The organism is Arthrobacter sp. 2RAF6 (genome assembly GCF_052115205.1).
GTDB lineage: Bacteria > Actinomycetota > Actinomycetes > Actinomycetales > Micrococcaceae > Arthrobacter.
Genome location: NZ_JBFRGF010000024.1, coordinates 1 through 16,492, shown reverse-complemented (window position 1 = coordinate 16,492; position 16,492 = coordinate 1). Strand labels below are relative to the sequence as shown.

The 16,492-nt window shown below is 64.8% G+C and carries 14 protein-coding genes and 1 pseudogene; 10 read left to right on the top strand and 5 right to left on the bottom strand.

Annotation, left to right across the window (positions count from 1 at the left end):
- Positions 1–3: 3 nt before the first annotated feature.
- Complete coding sequence (locus tag AB4Z38_RS16485; RefSeq protein WP_441430706.1) at positions 4–828, bottom strand: alpha/beta fold hydrolase; 825 nt, start codon at positions 826–828, stop codon at positions 4–6.
- Between the two features lie 119 nt (positions 829–947).
- Between AB4Z38_RS16485 and AB4Z38_RS16480 the strand changes: the two genes are divergently transcribed.
- The 5 genes and pseudogenes from AB4Z38_RS16480 (at position 948) to AB4Z38_RS16460 (ending at position 5,581) form a co-directional block, all read left to right on the top strand.
- Positions 948–2,480: a four-carbon acid sugar kinase family protein gene (locus AB4Z38_RS16480; RefSeq protein WP_441430705.1), complete on the top strand. Its 1,533-nt coding sequence runs from the start codon at positions 948–950 to the stop codon at positions 2,478–2,480.
- Between the two features lie 27 nt (positions 2,481–2,507).
- Entirely contained in the window at positions 2,508–3,407 is a 900-nt protein-coding gene (locus AB4Z38_RS16475; protein WP_441430704.1) for an NAD(P)-dependent oxidoreductase, read from the top strand.
- Positions 3,408–3,509: 102 nt separating this feature from the next.
- Positions 3,510–4,976, top strand: coding sequence for a GntP family transporter (locus tag AB4Z38_RS16470; protein ID WP_441430703.1), 1,467 nt, complete (start codon positions 3,510–3,512; stop codon positions 4,974–4,976).
- Between the two features lie 3 nt (positions 4,977–4,979).
- A pseudogene (locus AB4Z38_RS16465) lies at positions 4,980–5,141 on the top strand (class II fructose-bisphosphate aldolase); the annotation flags it as partial.
- Positions 5,142–5,188: 47 nt separating this feature from the next.
- Positions 5,189–5,581, top strand: a complete 393-nt coding sequence (locus AB4Z38_RS16460; RefSeq protein WP_441430702.1) for a DUF1304 domain-containing protein — start codon at positions 5,189–5,191, stop codon at positions 5,579–5,581.
- 48 nt (positions 5,582–5,629) lie between these two features.
- On the opposite strand, the gene AB4Z38_RS16455 is transcribed toward AB4Z38_RS16460, so the two are convergent.
- The 4 genes from AB4Z38_RS16455 to AB4Z38_RS16440 form a co-directional block, all read right to left on the bottom strand.
- The gene (locus AB4Z38_RS16455) at positions 5,630–6,607 is read right to left on the bottom strand and encodes a hypothetical protein (protein WP_441430701.1); all 978 of its coding nucleotides are present in this window, start codon (positions 6,605–6,607) and stop codon (positions 5,630–5,632) included.
- The gene (locus AB4Z38_RS16450) at positions 6,591–7,577 is read right to left on the bottom strand and encodes an aminotransferase class I/II-fold pyridoxal phosphate-dependent enzyme (RefSeq protein ID WP_441430700.1); all 987 of its coding nucleotides are present in this window, start codon (positions 7,575–7,577) and stop codon (positions 6,591–6,593) included. Before AB4Z38_RS16450 ends, AB4Z38_RS16455 begins: the two co-directional genes overlap by 17 nt.
- Positions 7,578–7,601: 24 nt before the next feature.
- Positions 7,602–8,351, bottom strand: a complete 750-nt coding sequence (locus AB4Z38_RS16445; protein WP_441430699.1) for a hypothetical protein — start codon at positions 8,349–8,351, stop codon at positions 7,602–7,604.
- 216 nt (positions 8,352–8,567) lie between these two features.
- Positions 8,568–9,569: an Lrp/AsnC family transcriptional regulator gene (locus AB4Z38_RS16440; RefSeq protein WP_441430698.1), complete on the bottom strand. Its 1,002-nt coding sequence runs from the start codon at positions 9,567–9,569 to the stop codon at positions 8,568–8,570.
- Positions 9,570–9,715: 146 nt separating this feature from the next.
- On the opposite strand from AB4Z38_RS16440, the gene AB4Z38_RS16435 reads away from it, so the two are divergent.
- The 5 genes from AB4Z38_RS16435 to AB4Z38_RS16415 all read left to right on the top strand — a co-directional run.
- Positions 9,716–11,134 carry an MFS transporter gene (locus AB4Z38_RS16435; protein WP_441430697.1) on the top strand — a complete coding sequence of 473 codons (1,419 nt, stop codon included), beginning with the start codon at positions 9,716–9,718 and terminating at the stop codon, positions 11,132–11,134.
- The gene (locus AB4Z38_RS16430; protein ID WP_441430696.1) at positions 11,131–12,333 is read left to right on the top strand and encodes an amidohydrolase; all 1,203 of its coding nucleotides are present in this window, start codon (positions 11,131–11,133) and stop codon (positions 12,331–12,333) included. Before AB4Z38_RS16435 ends, AB4Z38_RS16430 begins: the two co-directional genes overlap by 4 nt.
- Before the next feature lie 143 nt (positions 12,334–12,476).
- Positions 12,477–13,823 (top strand): acyltransferase family protein, encoded by a 1,347-nt coding sequence (locus AB4Z38_RS16425; protein WP_441430757.1) that lies wholly within the window; start codon positions 12,477–12,479, stop codon positions 13,821–13,823.
- Entirely contained in the window at positions 13,820–14,176 is a 357-nt protein-coding gene (locus AB4Z38_RS16420; protein WP_441430695.1) for a GNAT family N-acetyltransferase, read from the top strand. The genes AB4Z38_RS16425 and AB4Z38_RS16420 overlap by 4 nt, the downstream gene beginning before the upstream one ends.
- Before the next feature lie 530 nt (positions 14,177–14,706).
- A partial coding sequence (locus tag AB4Z38_RS16415) for a SpaH/EbpB family LPXTG-anchored major pilin (RefSeq protein WP_441430694.1) occupies positions 14,707–16,492 on the top strand: 1,786 nt, incomplete at its 3' end.

The following is a 16,492-nucleotide window of genomic DNA, read 5'->3' as shown; positions in this document are numbered from 1 at the left end:
ATCTTACGCTGACGGTTGCCGGCTATCGTTCCAAAACGCGCCGAGCGCCAGGGCGCAAGCATGGGGCTGTTCCCAATGCACGCTATGCCCGGCGTCGGGGATTGCCGCGAGCCTCCGTAGCGGGTCGGCTGCCACGAAGGCTTCCGCCTGGTCCAGCGAGCGTAAGCGGTCCCCGACGCCGGCAATCACCAGCGTCGGTGCCGTCACCTTTTCGGGGACATCTGGAGCGACGCCGGCCATCGCTGCGAGGCCGCTGGGGCCGAGGATCTCGAAAGGCAGTTCAAATCCTTGGCTCAGCAAGCGATGGTCCTCAGGGGACAACGCCCCGAACCAGGCGTTCATGCACTTGGCGCGCGTCGCGTCGTCAATGAAGCCTTGCCGTAGCTGGGATTCGAGCATCGATTTGAAGCCTTCGTTCGGCGGAGCCGGAACCATGCCGATCAGGGCCACGCTGGCCACGAGCTCCGGATACCCGGCCGCCAGTGTCAACGCGACGCTGCCGCCCATCGAATGGCCCACAATGTGGACGGGCGATGCGTGCCGTGCAGCAACGGCAGCCACGGAATCGGCCGCTGATTCCAGGGTCCATTGGAAGTCCGGAGGCAATACGTCCCCGCGGTGATACCCGGGAAAATCGACGATCCAGACGATTCGCCCGGCGTCGAGCAATTCCGCGGCGAGTGGCTCCCAATAGGCGGACGTCGAGGCCCAGCCATGCAGCAACAGGACGGGAGGCTGGGGCTGAGGGCCCGGCGTCGTGATGGCAGCGGCCTCTGGAGGGCGCATGTCCACGTGTAGTTCTGCGACGGCGGGAGGCTCTTCGGGCATGCGCCAAGCATAGTGACGACTGACACTTGCACAGCCGAAAGCGGGTGTGTCACACTAGCATTCAAATATTAGATGTCTGACATCTTACATTTACTTTCAAAACCACGATGGAGTGCACAGTGACCCTTGAAGCCGATGTTCTGGCAGCCTTCCCGGCGGAAGTCCAGATCCCCGCTCAGCTGGTTGCCGACGCCGTAGCAGCGTCTTCCACAGCCTCGCCCCGCGTCCTGGTGGTCCTCGACGACGACCCCACGGGCACCCAATCAGTCGCCAACCTGCCGGTGCTTACCCGCTGGGAGGTCGCTGATTTCACGTGGGCATTCGCCCACATTGTGGAAAGCCAGTCCCAGCCCGCTGTCTACGTGCTGACCAACACGCGCAGCCTGGACCCGGTTGAGGCCGCTGCCCGCAACGAGGAAATCGTGCGGAACGCCCTCGCCGCAGCCGGCACGGACCCTGCTGGTTCCAGGCTGCGCTTGGGGTTCGTCAGCCGCTCCGACTCCACCCTCCGCGGCCACTACCCGCTGGAACCGGACGTCATTGCCGCCACGATCGATGACGTGACCGGCGAAACGACCGACGGCGTCGTCATAGTCCCCGCCTTCCCCGACGCCGGGCGCATCACCATTGGCGGCGTGCACTACATGCGCGGTACCGGGGACGACGCCGGCAAGCTCACCCCGATTGCCGAGACCGAATTCGCCAAGGATGCGAGCTTCGGCTTCGCCAATTCCGAGCTGGCCAAATATGTGGAGGAAAAGTCGCAGGGCCGCTTCCCGACCAGCGACGTGATCGTCCTCGACCTGAACATCATCCGCGCGGGCGCGGCTGCCGCGAACGGATCCGCCGGAGATCCCGAACTCTCGGCCAAGACCATCGCCGACGCGATCGAACCCGCCACGAACTCCACGCCCATCGTCGCGGACATCGTCACCGAGAACGACCTCCGCGCACTGGCCCTCGGCCTGGAAGAAGCCGAACGCCGCGGCAAGAAGCTGCTCTACCGGGTGGGCCCGCCCTTCGTCCGCGGCCGGATCGGCCAGGAAATCCGCGAGGCGCTCAGCGGAGAGGAAGCCTACGAAGGCAACACCCCTTCTACAGCCGGTGGCCTGATCGTTGTTGGCTCGCATGTCGGCCTCACCACGCGCCAACTCAACGTCCTGACGGCCCAGCACAGCGCCGCCCGCATCATCGAGATCGACGTTGAAAAGCTCGTTGCTCCCGACGCCGAGGCTAGCGGCGCTGAAGCCTACCTCGACGAAACGGTCGCCGCCGTCGTCGACGCCCTTCGCAACGGCGACGTCATCGTCCACACGAGCCGCCTGCTCATCAAGACCGACGACGCCGCAGCGAGCCTGAAGATCGCCCGCACCGTCTCCGCCGCCGTCGTCGCGGTGGTGAACCGGACGCTCAAGACCTTCCCGCCGCGCTTCGTCATCGCCAAGGGCGGCATCACGTCCTCGGACGTGGCCGCGCACGGCCTGGAAATCCGCCACGCGATTGTCCGCGGCCCGATGCTGCCCGGCATCGTCTCACTGTGGGAACCGGTGGACGGACCTGCGAAAGGCATCCCGTACATCGTCTTCGCCGGCAACGTGGGCGACGACGAATCCCTGGCGCAAGTCACGCGCAAGCTCAGCAACACTTTCTAGCCGACCCCAAATTCGATGGAGAACACCATGACCAGCAATTACACCGTCGCCGTCCTGGGACTCGGCGCCATGGGCCTGCCGATGGCCACCCGCCTGGCAACCCAGCTCACCGTCCACGGCTTCGACATCGCCGAACCGCGCCTGCAGCTCGCCGCCGACGCCGGGATCCGCACCTTCGCCTCAGCGCGTGAGGCCTCCGAAGGCGCAGACGCCCTGCTCCTTGCCGTGCGCAACGGCGAACAGCTCGATGACGTCCTCTTCGGCGAGAACGGCGTCGCCCCCATGCTCAAGCCGGGCGCCGTCGTGATCCTCGGCAGCACAGTCGGTACCGAAGCAATTCCCGCCACCGTGGCCCGCCTGGCCGAGTACGACGTCGAGCTCGTAGACGCGCCGCTCTCCGGCGGCCCCAAGCGTGCCGGCGAAGGCGACCTCCTGATCGTGGTGGGCGCGACGCCGGCCGCCCAGGCAAAGGCCCGGCCGGCGCTGGAACTGCTGGCCTCCACGTTGAGCATCGTGGGCGACAAGCCCGGTGACGGCCAGGCGCTGAAGACCGTTAACCAGCTCCTCTGCGGCGTGCACATCGCCGCTGCCGCCGAGGCCATGGCACTCGCGGACGCCCTCGGACTGGACCAGGCCAAGACCCTCGCCGCCCTGGAGGCAGGTGCCGCCGGCTCGTTCATGCTGTCCAACCGCGGCCCCCGCATCCTCGAGGCTTACGACGCGGAAGGCGCCGAGGTCCTCAGCCGCCTGGACATCTTCGTGAAGGACATGGGCATCGTCGGCAAGGCCACCCGCGCCGCAGGCCTGGCAGCACCCGTTGCCGCCGCTGCCGAACAGCTCTACCTCCTCGGGCAGGCCCAGGGCCTCGCCGCCGCCGACGACTCCGCCGTCATCAAGGTCGTCGCGCCCACCAGGCGCACGATCTAACCCCTCGCACAACGTGCGACGACGGCGGTCCCCCCTCCGCCGTCGTCGCCCTTCATGCCGGCCTCGAGTAAAGGCTGGCTCTGTCAAAGGAGACAACCCCCGATGAATCCCCTCATCAATTCCTTGGCGGTCCGGGCAGCTGATGCCCCTGCCATCAAGCCGGCCGTGGAGCTTGGGACCCCGCTGCTGCTGACCATCGCCGTCGCGGGCGTCGCATTGCTGTTGCTGATGATCATCCGCTTCAAGATCCAGGCCTTCGTGGCGTTGCTGGCCGTGAGCATCCTTGTGGCCGTCGCCGCTCAGATCCCCTTGGCAGACGTCTTCACCGTTGTGGCCAACGGCGTGGGCGGAACCATGGGCAAAGTCGCATTGCTGATTGCCCTCGGCGCCGTATTGGGCCGCATGATCGAGGTGTCTGGAGGCGTGCAATCGCTGGCCAACCACTTCACCGCGAAGCTCGGTGCCAAGCGAGTCGCCGTGGCACTCACTGCCGTCGGCTTCCTCGTTGCCATTCCGGTGTTCTTCGAAGTGGGCATTATCGTGCTGGTGCCGATTGTTTACGCCTTCGCGAAGATCGCCAAGCTGCACCCCATCAAGTTCGGCCTTCCCATGGCCGGCATCATGCTCTCCATCCACGTCGCCGTTCCCCCGCACCCGGGCATCGTTGCCGGGGCGGGCGTCATGGGTGCCGACATCGGACTCATCGCGATGATTTCGCTGATCATCTGCGTGCCCCTGGGCTTCCTGTCCTACTGGGTCGCCAGCATCATGAACCGCAAGGACTACGAACTGCTTCCGGGCGTCCGTGACCAGATTGAAGAATTCGGCTCCGATTCCCTGGTGCGCGTGGGCCACGACGGTCCCGGTGCCAGCGCGGTCGCCCCGCCGCGTCCGGGCCTGATCATGTTCCTCATCGCCGCTCCGATCGTCCAGATCCTGCTTGGCACGGCCGGTACCCTCCTGATCAACAAGAAGGACTACTGGTACGGCGTCGCCTCTTTCGTGGGCAACCCGTTCTTCGCCCTGCTAGTGGCCGTTGCGCTTGCTTTCTTCCTGCTGGCAGTGCGCCGCCAGTGGTCGCTCAAGGAAACCAGCGAGATCTTCGAAGGCGCGTTGCCTCCCATCGCATCCATCCTCATGGTTGTGGCTGCCGGCGGCGTGTTCGGCGGCGTCCTGCAGGTCTCGGGCATCGGCGCGGCCCTGTCGCAGACGCTGGACTCCCTGGGCGTTCCGATCATCCTGCTCGGCTTCATCATCTCCCTGGCATTGCGTGCCGCGCAGGGTTCGGCGACGGTTGCCATCGTCACCACCACCGGGCTCCTCTCGGCTGCCGTGGCGCAAGGCGGCTACACCCCGGCGCAGATTGCCGTCATCGTGATCGCGATCGGCTTCGGCGGACTGGGCCTGTCCCACGTGACCGACGCCGGTTTCTGGGTGGTGGTGCGCTACTACGGCCTCACGGTGTCCGACGGGCTCAAGACCTGGACCGTGCTTACGACCATCCTGGGCGTCGCCGGCTTCCTGCTCAGCTATGTCGCCTGGATCCTGGTGGGAGGTTTGGCCCACTGATGCGTGAACTTCAACACCGAGCCCCGCACCGGAATCCTCGCCACGCTCGAAGCCGAGACCACTATGCACCGGGCCGACGGCGAGAACCTCCAGGGCCTGCTGGGCCGCTGGAGTGCCTCCGCCTCGACGTTCGCCGGAGCAACGCTGGACACGCTCAGTAGCTAGGCGCGGCTCGCGGGGCGGCCGCGACGTTGGGAGGCTAGGATCAGCACATGATCCTGGCCTCCCTGATTTTCGCCCTCGTTGCCGGCTTGTTGCACGTCTACATCTTCAGCTTGGAGTCCATCACCTGGACCCGTCCGGCCACGTGGAAGCGGTTCAGCGTCGCTTCCCAGTCCGATGCCGAAACCACCAAGCCCCTCGCGTACAACCAGGGTTTCTACAACCTCTTCCTCGCCATCGGGGCGCTCGCCGGGATCATCGTTGTCGCGGTTGGTCATCCGCAAGTGGGCTGGACCCTCGTCTTCAGTTCGTGCGGCTCCATGCTGCTGGCGGCAATCGTGCTTGCCTTGAGCGGCAAAAAGTACCTCCGCGCCGCGGTTCTTCAGGGCACGACGCCGCTACTCGCCGTCGTGCTCGGCATCCTGGCCGTGGCGCTCGGCTAAGCGGATCCTCGCTCACGTATGTGCCCTCCAAGCCGGTCGCTAGCTCACTTATGCGGGTTTTTGGGGTGACGCTAGCTCACCCGTCAACACCCTGAACCCCAATTCAGGGTTGAATCCATGGATCTCCCGCGTATCCAATGCCGACATGAAGGCCAGGATCTCCTCCGTGATCACCTGCCCGGGAACCAAGACAGGGAATCCGGGCGGATAGGGGGTGACGAAGGAGGCGGACACCATTTCCTCTCCCGCGGCCACCCTCCGTGCAAGTTCGGCCGCGCTGAAATACTCGCAGGATCCGGCTTTGTAGCTCTCAAAATAGGCGTCCCGCATGTTGCCGTCCGGCGTCTGCGCATCTACCCGGAATCGTTCGGCGAAGCGACTGAAGTCCGGCAAGGGTGGCGGCGTGCTGGTCAGCGCCGCGACACGTGCACGGCGGGCCCGCTGCCCCAGGCCGCTCAGGCCGGATTGCTCGTCTTCGAAGGTCTCGGCAAGCTTGACCAGGACCTCGACGAGGTAGGCGACGGCACTCCGCGAGGTGCCGATGTTGGTCATGAAGAGAACGCTGTTCCTTGATGTCTTGTTGACCTGGATCCCGTACTTGTCCATCAGGTAGTCGTGCTTGAAGGTATCGCCGTCCACGCCGGTGAGGCCGATGTGCAGGGTCAAACGGCTCGGATCAACAACGAATTCGTCACGCTCCCAAGCCTCTGACATGGCTGCCAACCCGTCGCGGAGCGGCATTTGCCGGCTGGTTTCGCGGTACTGCTCAGGAATAAGGTCCCGGGTGCCGAGGACGCGGAAGTACTTCCTCAGCAAGGGATGCCTCGCCACCGCGTGGGCGATGCTGACCGCGAGATCTGCCTGCCGTTGCACGAGCTCGTAGCCTTCGAACTCGACCTGCCGCCGTCCCATGTCCAAGGAAGCCAGGATCTGGTAGTTGGGCGAGGTGGAGGTGTGCGTCATGTATGCCTCCCGGAGGCTCTCCTCGTTCAACTGTCCGAAGTCCTGGTCATGGATGTGGATCATGGACCCCTGCCGGAGCGACGTCAGCCGCCCCAAGCTCGCGCAATTGCTGGGCGTGGCGCCGGGCGTAGGCCGGATCCGCGAACGATCTTTCAAGCGACCGGGCCGAAGCCATGGCCGTGCGACGGCGGTAGATGTGGTGGAAGCCTGCGAACGCGAACCACGCCTCGTCCCAGAGGAACACCAGGTCCGGTTTGATGGCGAGGCACTCCTCCATCACTCGTTCGACGTCGTACACAATGCCGTCGAATGTGCAGTTGGTGAGGGCCAGCATCTTGACCTCGTGGAGCCTGCCTGCCCGGCGGTAATCCAGGAGCATCCGCTTGATGCTTTCCAAGGGAACCGCGCCATAGAAGGAGAAATCGTTCAACGGGTACGCATCCAAATATGAGACCTGCGCGCCGGCCAGCATGAGGGCGTAGTGGTGCGATTTATGGCAGTTCCGGTCGACCAGGACCACATCGCCGGGAGCCAGGATCGATTGGTGCACGATCTTGTTGGCCGTTGACGTTCCGTTGGTGACGAAGAGCGATTTTTGGGCACCAAATGCCCGGGCCGCCAGCTTCTGGGCCTGTTTGAGGGAGCCATGCGGATCCAAGAGCGAGTCGAGTCCGCCGGACGTGGCGGAAGTTTCTGCCAGAAGCAGGTTGAGACCGTAGAACTCGCCGAGATCGTTGATCCACTTGGAATGGATGACCGATCCGCCCCTGGACACCGGCAGGGCATGGAAAACACCGGCGGGCTTGCGGCTGTATTGCTGGACAGCGTGGAAGAACGGCGCTTCGTATCGTTCCGCGATGCCGGCCAGCAAGGACAAGTGGAGTTCCAGTCCGTCCTGGCGGCGGAATATCCGGCGGAATCGGCGGGTCAAGGAACCGGCGAGTTCTTCGATTCCTACTCCCGCCACAAGGTAGAGATCAAGTTCGGGGCGGAGTTCGCCCAGTTTCTCGGCCAAGCTCAGAATGCGGTCCAAGGGGCGCTCGGGGAGCGACTTCGCCTAGAACCGATCCAGGAAGCTGCGCACATCCCGGCTCAGGCCCTGCTTGCTCTTGGGGACGAATCCCGGCCGCAACACACACGCCTGGATGTCGGGGTTGAGCAGGATTGCCACGACGGCGTCCTCGAAGCTCGGCACGAACACGAGCTCGTAGTTGAAGGCGTCGGCGGGGCGGCGCTGGCTGAACAGTTCTGTTTGAAGGGCTTCACGGTCGGCGCTGGAGACGTCATCGATCACGAGGACCTCGAATCGCTTGCGCGATTCGGTGGGTTCTTCAACCCGGTCCGCTTCGCGTTCCGGGTCCGGCGAGCGTTCCTGGGCGTGTTGGTTGTGGCCGGCAACGCGTCGCGCGACCGGTTCGATGAGGCTTAGCGCCTCAAGGTAGTCCCCGGCCTCCAGGATTCGCCGCAATTCCATGACATATTGCTGCCCCGGAGACGCCCAATACATTTCGAGGGATTCCAGCAGCGGCAACAGCCTTCGGACATCCCGCGGCAATTCCCGCGGCGCTCGACCACCCCCGGAACGCGATGTGGCGGCGGAAAGCTGTTTGACGGCGTAGCCAAGGAACTCCCAGGTGTCGGCGCGCACCCGCCAGGCACTGCTGGGTACTTCGCCGCCGGCCGCTGAATCGTCGTCGGCGTTTGGCCGCGCCGCCAAACCGAGGCCAAGCGATGCGCCGCCGGCGAGGGCGGCTGGAGCGAGAGGAAATGGGGCTGACTGCACTGTCGCGAAATCGGCGCGTGCCACGATGACTCCTTTGTCATGGATTGATAGCACTCTCTACTAAACGCCGCGGGCCGTCGCGGTGTACGGCAAATGTTCGGGTTGCCGTCTGGGTTTCCAGATGGGCGCGGCTCTTCCGGTCATAGGTGAGCGAGCGTTGGGGGATTTGGCGGCATAGGTGAGCGAGCGTTGGGGGATTTGGCGGCATAGGTGAGCGAGCGTTGGGGACGGGTCGGGCAGCTACCCTTCACGCCACAGCGGCAACGGGACAACGCTGCGGCTGCATCCGGACTCGTCCAACACGTGCCCGAGGCGTTTGTAATTCCGGACCACGGCTTGCCGGGAGATCACGGCGCTCCCTGGCGCGCGCTCCGCCAGTTCGCGCTCGTGGCCCTGGACCTCCAAGTAGTCGCGGACCCAAAGTGTCACGAGGAGGTTCTGGGCGCCCAGAACCTGGGCGCTGAGCCTGCAGTTCGGCAGGGCAGCGAAGTAGCGCCCGACGGCGTCAACATGGTGGGCGGGCACGTTGAGGATCAGGCTCACTTCCCTCAGTCCTTGTTGGGCGGAAACGGACGTATCGCACCGCAGCGTCATGTATCCGGACGCGAGGAACCGCTCCACCCGCCGTCGTGCCGTTTGGGGAGAGACGCCGCAGGCGGCTCCCAGGTCCGCCCAACTGGCCCGCCCGTCCTTGGCCAGTTCCTCCAGGAGGGATGCATCCAGCCGGTCGGGAGCGTAGGCGGCCGGGGCGGGCAGGGGATCTGCCGACATGAGCCGGGCCCTCGCCGGTTCAAGGGTGCCGCTGCGCCAGTCGGAAGCCTGCCGATACAGCTTGGTGACGAAAACGACCTCCCGGTGAGTCACTCCGGGGAGGCCTGCAAAGGAGCCGGTGACGATGTCCATGAGCTCTTCGTGGCTTGAGGCGAAGCAGTCCACGAAGAGGTCGTGCGAGCCGGACACCAGCGAAACGGTGCCGAATGCCGGCTCCGCGCACAGCTTTTGAACCAGGGCTTCGTTCTCGCTTGGAAGTGAAGAAAGGCTGATGAACGCCGACCAGCCAGCACTCAGATAGCGCGGACCCGGAGCCGGGGTGATCCAAGCCAGTCCGTGCTCATCAAGGGAGTTCCAGCGGCGCGCGACAGTAGGCCCGGACAAGCCCAGGACATCCCCGACGCGGCTCCAATCGGCACGTGGATTGATCTGCAGGGCATTGACGATTTCAAGATCAATTTCGGAGATCATGGATGATTCCTTCAAAATTTACGATTCTCAGATGGTTTCAAACAAATTCCTAGCCAGTGTAGACGGCGGATCTAACGTTGTGACTCGCATCACCCGCTCGCATCCGAAGACCCAGGCAACGACGCCCCCAACACTCAAGGAAGCACATGGCAAGCAAGACAGCACCTCCAGCGACGGCGGCCATCGCTCGCCGGACCATCACTGGAATGATCGTGGCGATGGCCCTGATCGAATCGCTCAGTGGAGTCACCCAGGGTTACCTGAACCCCATCCTCCCCGCCTTGGGGCCGAACTTCTCGATCGATGACCCCACCATCAACGGCATCTTCCTGATCTCAAACGTGAGCTTTGCCGTGCTCACGCCGATCATCTCGCGGCTCGGCGACAGCTATGGCTACAGGCTCGTACTCCGCTGGTCGACGGCGGTAGTCGCGGCCGGCGTGCTCATGATGGCGTTCTGGCCGTCGCTGTGGACGGTGACAATCGGCGTCGTCATGCTCACGTGCGTGGTCGGCTTCATCCCGCTGATGATGGGCATCCTGCGGGTGAGCAGCCCGGCGCAGACCCGCACCGGAGTCAGCGTGATGATCGGCATGCTCATGATCATGGTTGGCGCAGGCGGCCTGCTTGCCGGGATCATCGGCGTCGACGATCCCACCCTCGGTTTCTGGGTAGCGGTGCCGTTCGCGGTTGTGGGGCTGCTTTGTTCCTTCGTCCTGCCCGACGCCGGGACCCCCACCCGCGAAGGACTCGCCTTGGTGCCGCTCCTGGCATGTTCCCTCGGACTGATCGGCTTCGTGGTGGCTCTTTCGATGGGCCCGGACTGGGGTTGGCTGGATGCCAAGACCCTCGGATCCGGAATCATCGGGCTCGCGCTGTTGGCCTACTGGGTGGTCCTGGACTCCCGCAACGTCAACGGGAAGCGCTTCATGGACCTGCGGATGCTTGCCATCCCGCGCATCCGGACGGTCTCGCTGGCCACCTTCTTCTTCGGTTTTGCCTCCATCAGCTACTTCGGCACCAACGGGATCTTCCTGTATTCAAATCCGGACAAGACCGGCTACGGCTTCGCGCTGAGTCCCCTCATGATCGCCATCGTTCTGGCGGTGGCATCGGTGCTCTCTCTGCTCTCTTCCCTTTTGACCTCAAAGGCGCTCAGCCTCTTCGGCGAACGTGCCACCTTGGTTTTTGCCGGTCTCCTGCTGGCGGGCGGCTTCCTGGTCATGGCAGTTGCGCACGGCTCCCTGGCCGGCTACTGCGCCGGTTTCGCCATGTTTAACCTGAGCCTTGGCATGTACCAGGCAGGAACCCGGGCACTGTCCGTCGAGGGCGTTCCGCTCGAGGAAACCTCGACGGCGGCCGGCCTCAACGAACTGGCGCTTTCCGTGGGCATTGCGGTGGGTGCCGCCGTCGTGAAGCTCATCTCCTCGTCTTCAGTCCAGTCCGGGCACATCAGCGAGGGTGGCCTCCTGTCGATCTGGATTGCGCTGGCCGTCGCGGCCCTGATAGCTGCGGCAGCCGCCGCCCGTTACCCGAAGCGCCAAGCCGCGGTGACAGCCGCATGAAAGCCGCCGCCATGAAAGCCGGGTCCCCGGAAACCGCAACGCCCGCGACGACCTCGCCTGCCGCCGTCGAGCGCTCCGTCTCCGCCGCGCTGGAAAGGTGGAAGCCGGAAGTCCTTGGCCTGAGCCACGCGATCCACGCCGATCCCGAGCTCAGCGGACAGGAGTTCCGGGCCGCCAAGCGGGTTAGCCGGCTTCTCCGGAGCGCGGGCTTCAGCTTTGACGGACCGCAGCCGCTGCTCCCTGCTTCCTTTAGCGCGAGGTTCGGGACGGGTGAGCTGGTGGTCGCCCTATGCGTTGAGTACGACGCGTTGCCGACCATCGGGCATGCCTGCGGGCACAACGTGAACGCCGCCTGCGCTGTGGGGGCGGCACTCGCGCTCGCCTCCGTCGCCGACGAGCTCGGGATCACTGTCAAGGTCCTCGGCACTCCGGCGGAAGAGACGAGCGGCGGCAAGGTCGATCTCATCGGCGAGGGCTTTTTCGACGACGTATCCCTGGCGATGATGGCCCATGCCGGCGCCGAGGACGTCATCGGCGGCTCGTCCCTGGCTATGGGTATGTGGGACGTGCTCTATGAAGGGCGCCCCGCGCATGCCGCGGCCGCTCCGTCCGAGGGGGTCAATGCCCTCGATGCGCTCGTGATTGCACAGACGGCCATTGCCTTGGCACGGCAGCAACTTCCGTCCGGCTCGGTTGTTTCGTTGATCGTGACGGAAGGCGGGAGCGCCGTCAACGTCATACCGGAGCGGGCCCGGGCGAGCGTGGAAATGCGTTCACCCAGCATTAAGAATCTGCGAATCATCGAGGAACGCGTGCGGCGTTGCCTGGAGGCAGGCGCACTTGCCAGCGGAAGCGCCCTCAAGGTCACGCCCACGGGCAATGCCTACGCCGAACTCAGGCAGGACCGGTACCTTTCCGAAGCCTACCGGAAAGCGATGTCGGCCCGAGGGAGGGCTGTTGCGTTCAACGAAGATCCAGTGGCTTCCACGGATATGGGCAACGTCTCGCAATTGGTCCCAAGCATCCATCCGTTGCTCGGCTACGACGTGGGCGGGGCCGCCCACCACACCGCCGAGTTTGCTGCCCACGGCTCCTCCGCCTCCGCGGACCGGGCGGTCCTGGACGGGGCCTTCGGCCTGGCCCTGGCGGCGTGCGCGGTGGCCAGGGATCCGCGGCAACGGGAACGGCTGTTTCGCTAAACGCCGCGACCGTGGGTGCGGTTCCACAGCTGCGTTCCGGAACGCAGCTGTGGAACCGCACCCGCGAATTCACGCCGTCGCCCGCTATGGTTCCCGCCGTCGAGCGGGCGGACAATGGTCTCAGCAGTTCGCGAGGGAGCGCAATGGGATTCTCGAGGCAACAAAAGACGTCGGCGGGCATGGCCGCATTTGGCCGCTCACGTGATCCCGTGATCGATCTCGCCCGGTTCTTCTGCCTCATCCTGGTGGTGCTCTCGCACTGCATGATGGTCAGCCCGGTCCTGCACCCGGATGGCACCGTCACCACCGAAAACACCCTCATGGAGCAGCACTGGTTCGAACCCGTCTTGTGGGTGTTCCAAGTGATGCCGCTGTTCTTCGTCCTTGGCGGCATCACGGGTCTGGAATCGTGGCGTCGCTTGTGTGCGCGCGGCGGCTCCGGCGTCGACTATGCGCAACTGCGGCTCTTGCGCCTCATCCGTCCGGCAACTGCATTGCTGGCCTCGATGTTCGTGGGGTTGTGGGTCGCACGGCTACTTGGCGTCGACCCGGAAGTGGTCCAGCTCATCGTGACGGGCGCGGGCATGCCCTTGTGGTTCCTGGCCGCGTACCTCGCTACTCAATTGAGCGTCCCCCTGCTGGCCCGGCTGCACGGACATTCCCCGTGGTTGACCCTCGGCGGGCTCGTGGCCGCCGTGATCACCCTGGACTCCCTGCGCGGGGCGTTTCCGATGCTCGCCTTCGTCAACATGCTCTTTGTGTGGTGCGCGGTCCAGCAATTCGGTTTCTTCATCGCCGACGGCATCTTCGCTGGACGCAGCCGGGGCTGGTTCGCGGGGTTGATCGTCGGTAGCAACCTGCTGCTGGGGTTCGTGACAGGAATCGGGGTCTACTCAGGAAACATGATCGTGGACCTGAATCCGCCAAACTTCTGCATGCTGCTACTGGGACTCTCCCAGGCGGCAACCCTCCAATTGCTGCGCCCCGCCCTTGCCTGGGTGGCTGGCGTGCGCTGGATCCGTTGGGTGGTGGCCGTGGCGGGCCGGCGGTCCATGACGGTCTATTTGTGGCATTTGCCCCTGCTCGCAGCCATGTCCGGGGTGCTTCTGCTCACTGACTTCCCCAAGCCAGAGGCCGGTACCGCCGGATGGTGGTGGGCCCGCCCGCTGGTTCTGCTGGGCGTCCTCGTGCTTCTACTCCCGGTCCTGCTGCTGTGCGGCAGGCTTGAGGAGCGCCCGACGGCGGCCAGCCACGCGCGCGGCAGGACGCACGTCGCGGTGGTGACCGCCGGCGTCGTGGTCTTCATTCCGGTGGTGGACGCCGCCTTCAACGGACTCACGCTGACCCTTCTCGGTGGGGGCGCGGCATGCTTCGCGCTGGGAGTGTTGCTGCTGGGACGGGTGCCGGCCCGAGTCCTTTCCGTCGCGGTTTCAGATGCCCCTGCGGTGCCATTGCCAGAGCCCGGTTTACGTGCGAATCTCGACTCATGACTGAGTTCACGGATTCAACCGCAGAGTCGTTCAGCCCGGACGTCACAACGCTCAGGAACGACAAATTCCACCGCTACGAGCTTCTGGTTGACGGTGAAGTAGCCGTGATCTCGCAGTTTATGGACAAACCCGGCCACATCGACTTCCTCCACACCGAGACACGCCCCCAGTTCAAAGGCCGCGGGCTGGCCAAGGTCCTGGCGCACTTTGCCTTGGACGACGTGCTGGCCTCGGGCAAGCGGATCATTCCGCATTGCCCGTTCATCGCCGCCTATCTGCGCAAGCATGAGGGCTACGATCTCGACGTTGATTGGCCGCCGGAACCGCCGGTGGGGGAGCCGGACAACGAGTAGTCAGACCCCGCGCTGTGCTGCCGCAGCACACCGGGCGCGTGCCTGTGTGCATGGCAAAGGCAATGGCATACAGTGCACGCCGCGTGAACCCCGTCCCTGCAATCAAGGGTCACATAGAACACCCCGGAACTTCCGTCGCGGGCTCGCGGCGTGCGTTGAATCATCTGAATTTCCCGTCGGCTGGCGTTCATTGATTGGTCCTGTCACTGATAAGTGGGCGCAGCGGCGGGATCGTGACGCAGTTTTGCCTGGGATCTATTGTTTGAGGGCGACAATGGCGTCGTGTTCGTCGCGGATTGCCCGGCCGCGGGACATGCCGGTGACCTCCATGGCGCTGACAAGCTCGCCTCCGTGCCGGAACTCCCCGCGCGACTGCGGTTGCTTGTGGTGGGCGGCGGAGTCGGCTCATGCCAGTTGAGTGTGGTTCGGGGCGGAATCGTGTTGCCGAGGGTGAAACTCGCTCCGTTTGAGAACCTGTCCTTGCGTAAGATTCAAGTCACATGCAATTTCGGCTGTCACACTGGGTTGCTATGGGGCAGGTTTCAAAGGACGGTTCGAATGGTGGGGACGCGTCGATGGCCGTCGGGCACAGCGACCCTCAAATCATGGACATGGTGCGTGACGGCGATTCTTCCGCTTTCGATGTGCTGTTCGAGCGACATTTGGCAGCGGCCAAGTTTGTCGCCCGCGCCCAGACGGACAATGTCAGCGACGCCGACGACGTCGTGTCCGAGGCGTTTGCTTCGATTTTCCAAGCCCTCACTGAGGGAAAGGGACCGGACCAGTTCTTCCGCTCCTATCTTCTGACTGCCGTGCGGCGAATTGCCTACGACCGGAACCGGAAGGCCAGGCGCACTCAGGTCGTCGGCGACGTTGACGACTTGGATACCGCTGTCCTCGATGCGGACACCGTTCTGGACGCCTTTGAGTCCACCACCATGGCGAAGGCGTTCAAATCGCTTCCCGAACGTTGGCAGGCTGCCCTCTGGCACGTGGACATCGAAGGCCTGAAACCCGCCGCAGCCGCACCCTTCATCGGATTGAGCCCCAACGGCGTCTCCTCGCTCGTGATACGGGCGCGTGAGGGGCTCCGGCAGGCCTACTTGCAGAACCACATCAAGGTGGCCAGTGACGACTCATGCGCTGAATTTTCGAGCCAGCTGGGAAAGTACGCCCGAGGCGGCCTGAAACGTGCGTCATACGAGAAGGTCAAGGCCCACTTGGAGGAGTGTCCGAAGTGCACGGCTGTGCTGGTGGAACTCAACGATGTCCAGGCAGGCATGAGGGCGCTCGTCTTCCCCTTGGTGGTCGGGGTGGTCTTCACACCGGCAGTGACCGCCGGATTCCTCCCCGGAACCGTAATGCTGGAGTCGCTTCTTCCCGGAGGGGTTCTCCTCCCGGAGCCGTTCCTTTCGGGGCCGTTACTTCAGGAGCCGTTCCTTCAGGGAGGGGCCGAACCGGCTGCAGCCGGACTGCGGTCGGTAGGGGGATTCTGGAAGATCGCGGTCGCCGCGCTGGTCCTGGGAGGCGTCGCGATTGTAGGCATCCTCATGTGGCTTGGTCAGACCAGCCCGGCGCCAATCGCTGAAGCCAATGTTCCGAGCAGCGTGCCGTCAGCCCAGCAGTCCGCGCCGGAACGCACCCCCACGGCGCCCGCGCCAAGCCCGGCGCCGACGTCGGGCCCTCCCGCCCTGGCCGAGCCGCGGCCTCTGGCGCCCGCGCCAGCCGTGCCCGAAGCGGTTCCTGCTCCGCAGGAGACGGCCAGGGTGGTTGATTCCGGAACCGGCATCACGAACCCTGTTCCGCGGATGGGTTCGCTCACGATCCATAAGTATGAGAAGCCGGCCGCGCCGACCAACCTGCCCCATGACGGAACGGCTCTGAGCGCGGCCCAGTTGCAGGGACTGACGCCGATGGCAGGGGTGACGTTCACGGTGCAGAAGGTGAACAACATCGACCTGACGACCAATGCGGGCTGGACCGCCGCGGCAGCCCTGACGCCGGCCCAGGCCGCGGCGCAGGCGGCCAGCCCCGGCACGACCACCACGACCGGCGCGGCCGGGACGGCGACCCTGGGGAACCTTCCCCTGGGCCTGTACCTGGTGACGGAGACCGGCTACCCGGCGGGTGTGACTCCTTCGGCCCCGTTCCTGGTCACGCTTCCCATGACGGACCCGGCCGGCGGGAACGGCTGGCTGTATGACGTGAATGTCTATCCCAAGAACGCGGTCACGACCGCGACGAAGACCGTCAACGATGCCTCCGTCCTCAAGCTCGGCGACAACGTGCAGTGGACCATCACCTCCGACATCCCCA

Coding starts and splice junctions, on each gene's coding strand:
- AB4Z38_RS16485 (WP_441430706.1), bottom strand. CDS start 828: ATGCCCGAAGAGCCTCCCGCCGTCGCAGAACTACACGTGGACATGCGC.
- AB4Z38_RS16475 (WP_441430704.1), top strand. CDS start 2,508: ATGACCAGCAATTACACCGTCGCCGTCCTGGGACTCGGCGCCATGGGC.
- AB4Z38_RS16470 (WP_441430703.1), top strand. CDS start 3,510: ATGAATCCCCTCATCAATTCCTTGGCGGTCCGGGCAGCTGATGCCCCT.
- AB4Z38_RS16460 (WP_441430702.1), top strand. CDS start 5,189: ATGATCCTGGCCTCCCTGATTTTCGCCCTCGTTGCCGGCTTGTTGCAC.
- AB4Z38_RS16455 (WP_441430701.1), bottom strand. CDS start 6,607: ATGATCCACATCCATGACCAGGACTTCGGACAGTTGAACGAGGAGAGC.
- AB4Z38_RS16440 (WP_441430698.1), bottom strand. CDS start 9,569: ATGATCTCCGAAATTGATCTTGAAATCGTCAATGCCCTGCAGATCAAT.
- AB4Z38_RS16435 (WP_441430697.1), top strand. CDS start 9,716: ATGGCAAGCAAGACAGCACCTCCAGCGACGGCGGCCATCGCTCGCCGG.
- AB4Z38_RS16430 (WP_441430696.1), top strand. CDS start 11,131: ATGAAAGCCGCCGCCATGAAAGCCGGGTCCCCGGAAACCGCAACGCCC.
- AB4Z38_RS16425 (WP_441430757.1), top strand. CDS start 12,477: ATGGGATTCTCGAGGCAACAAAAGACGTCGGCGGGCATGGCCGCATTT.
- AB4Z38_RS16420 (WP_441430695.1), top strand. CDS start 13,820: ATGACTGAGTTCACGGATTCAACCGCAGAGTCGTTCAGCCCGGACGTC.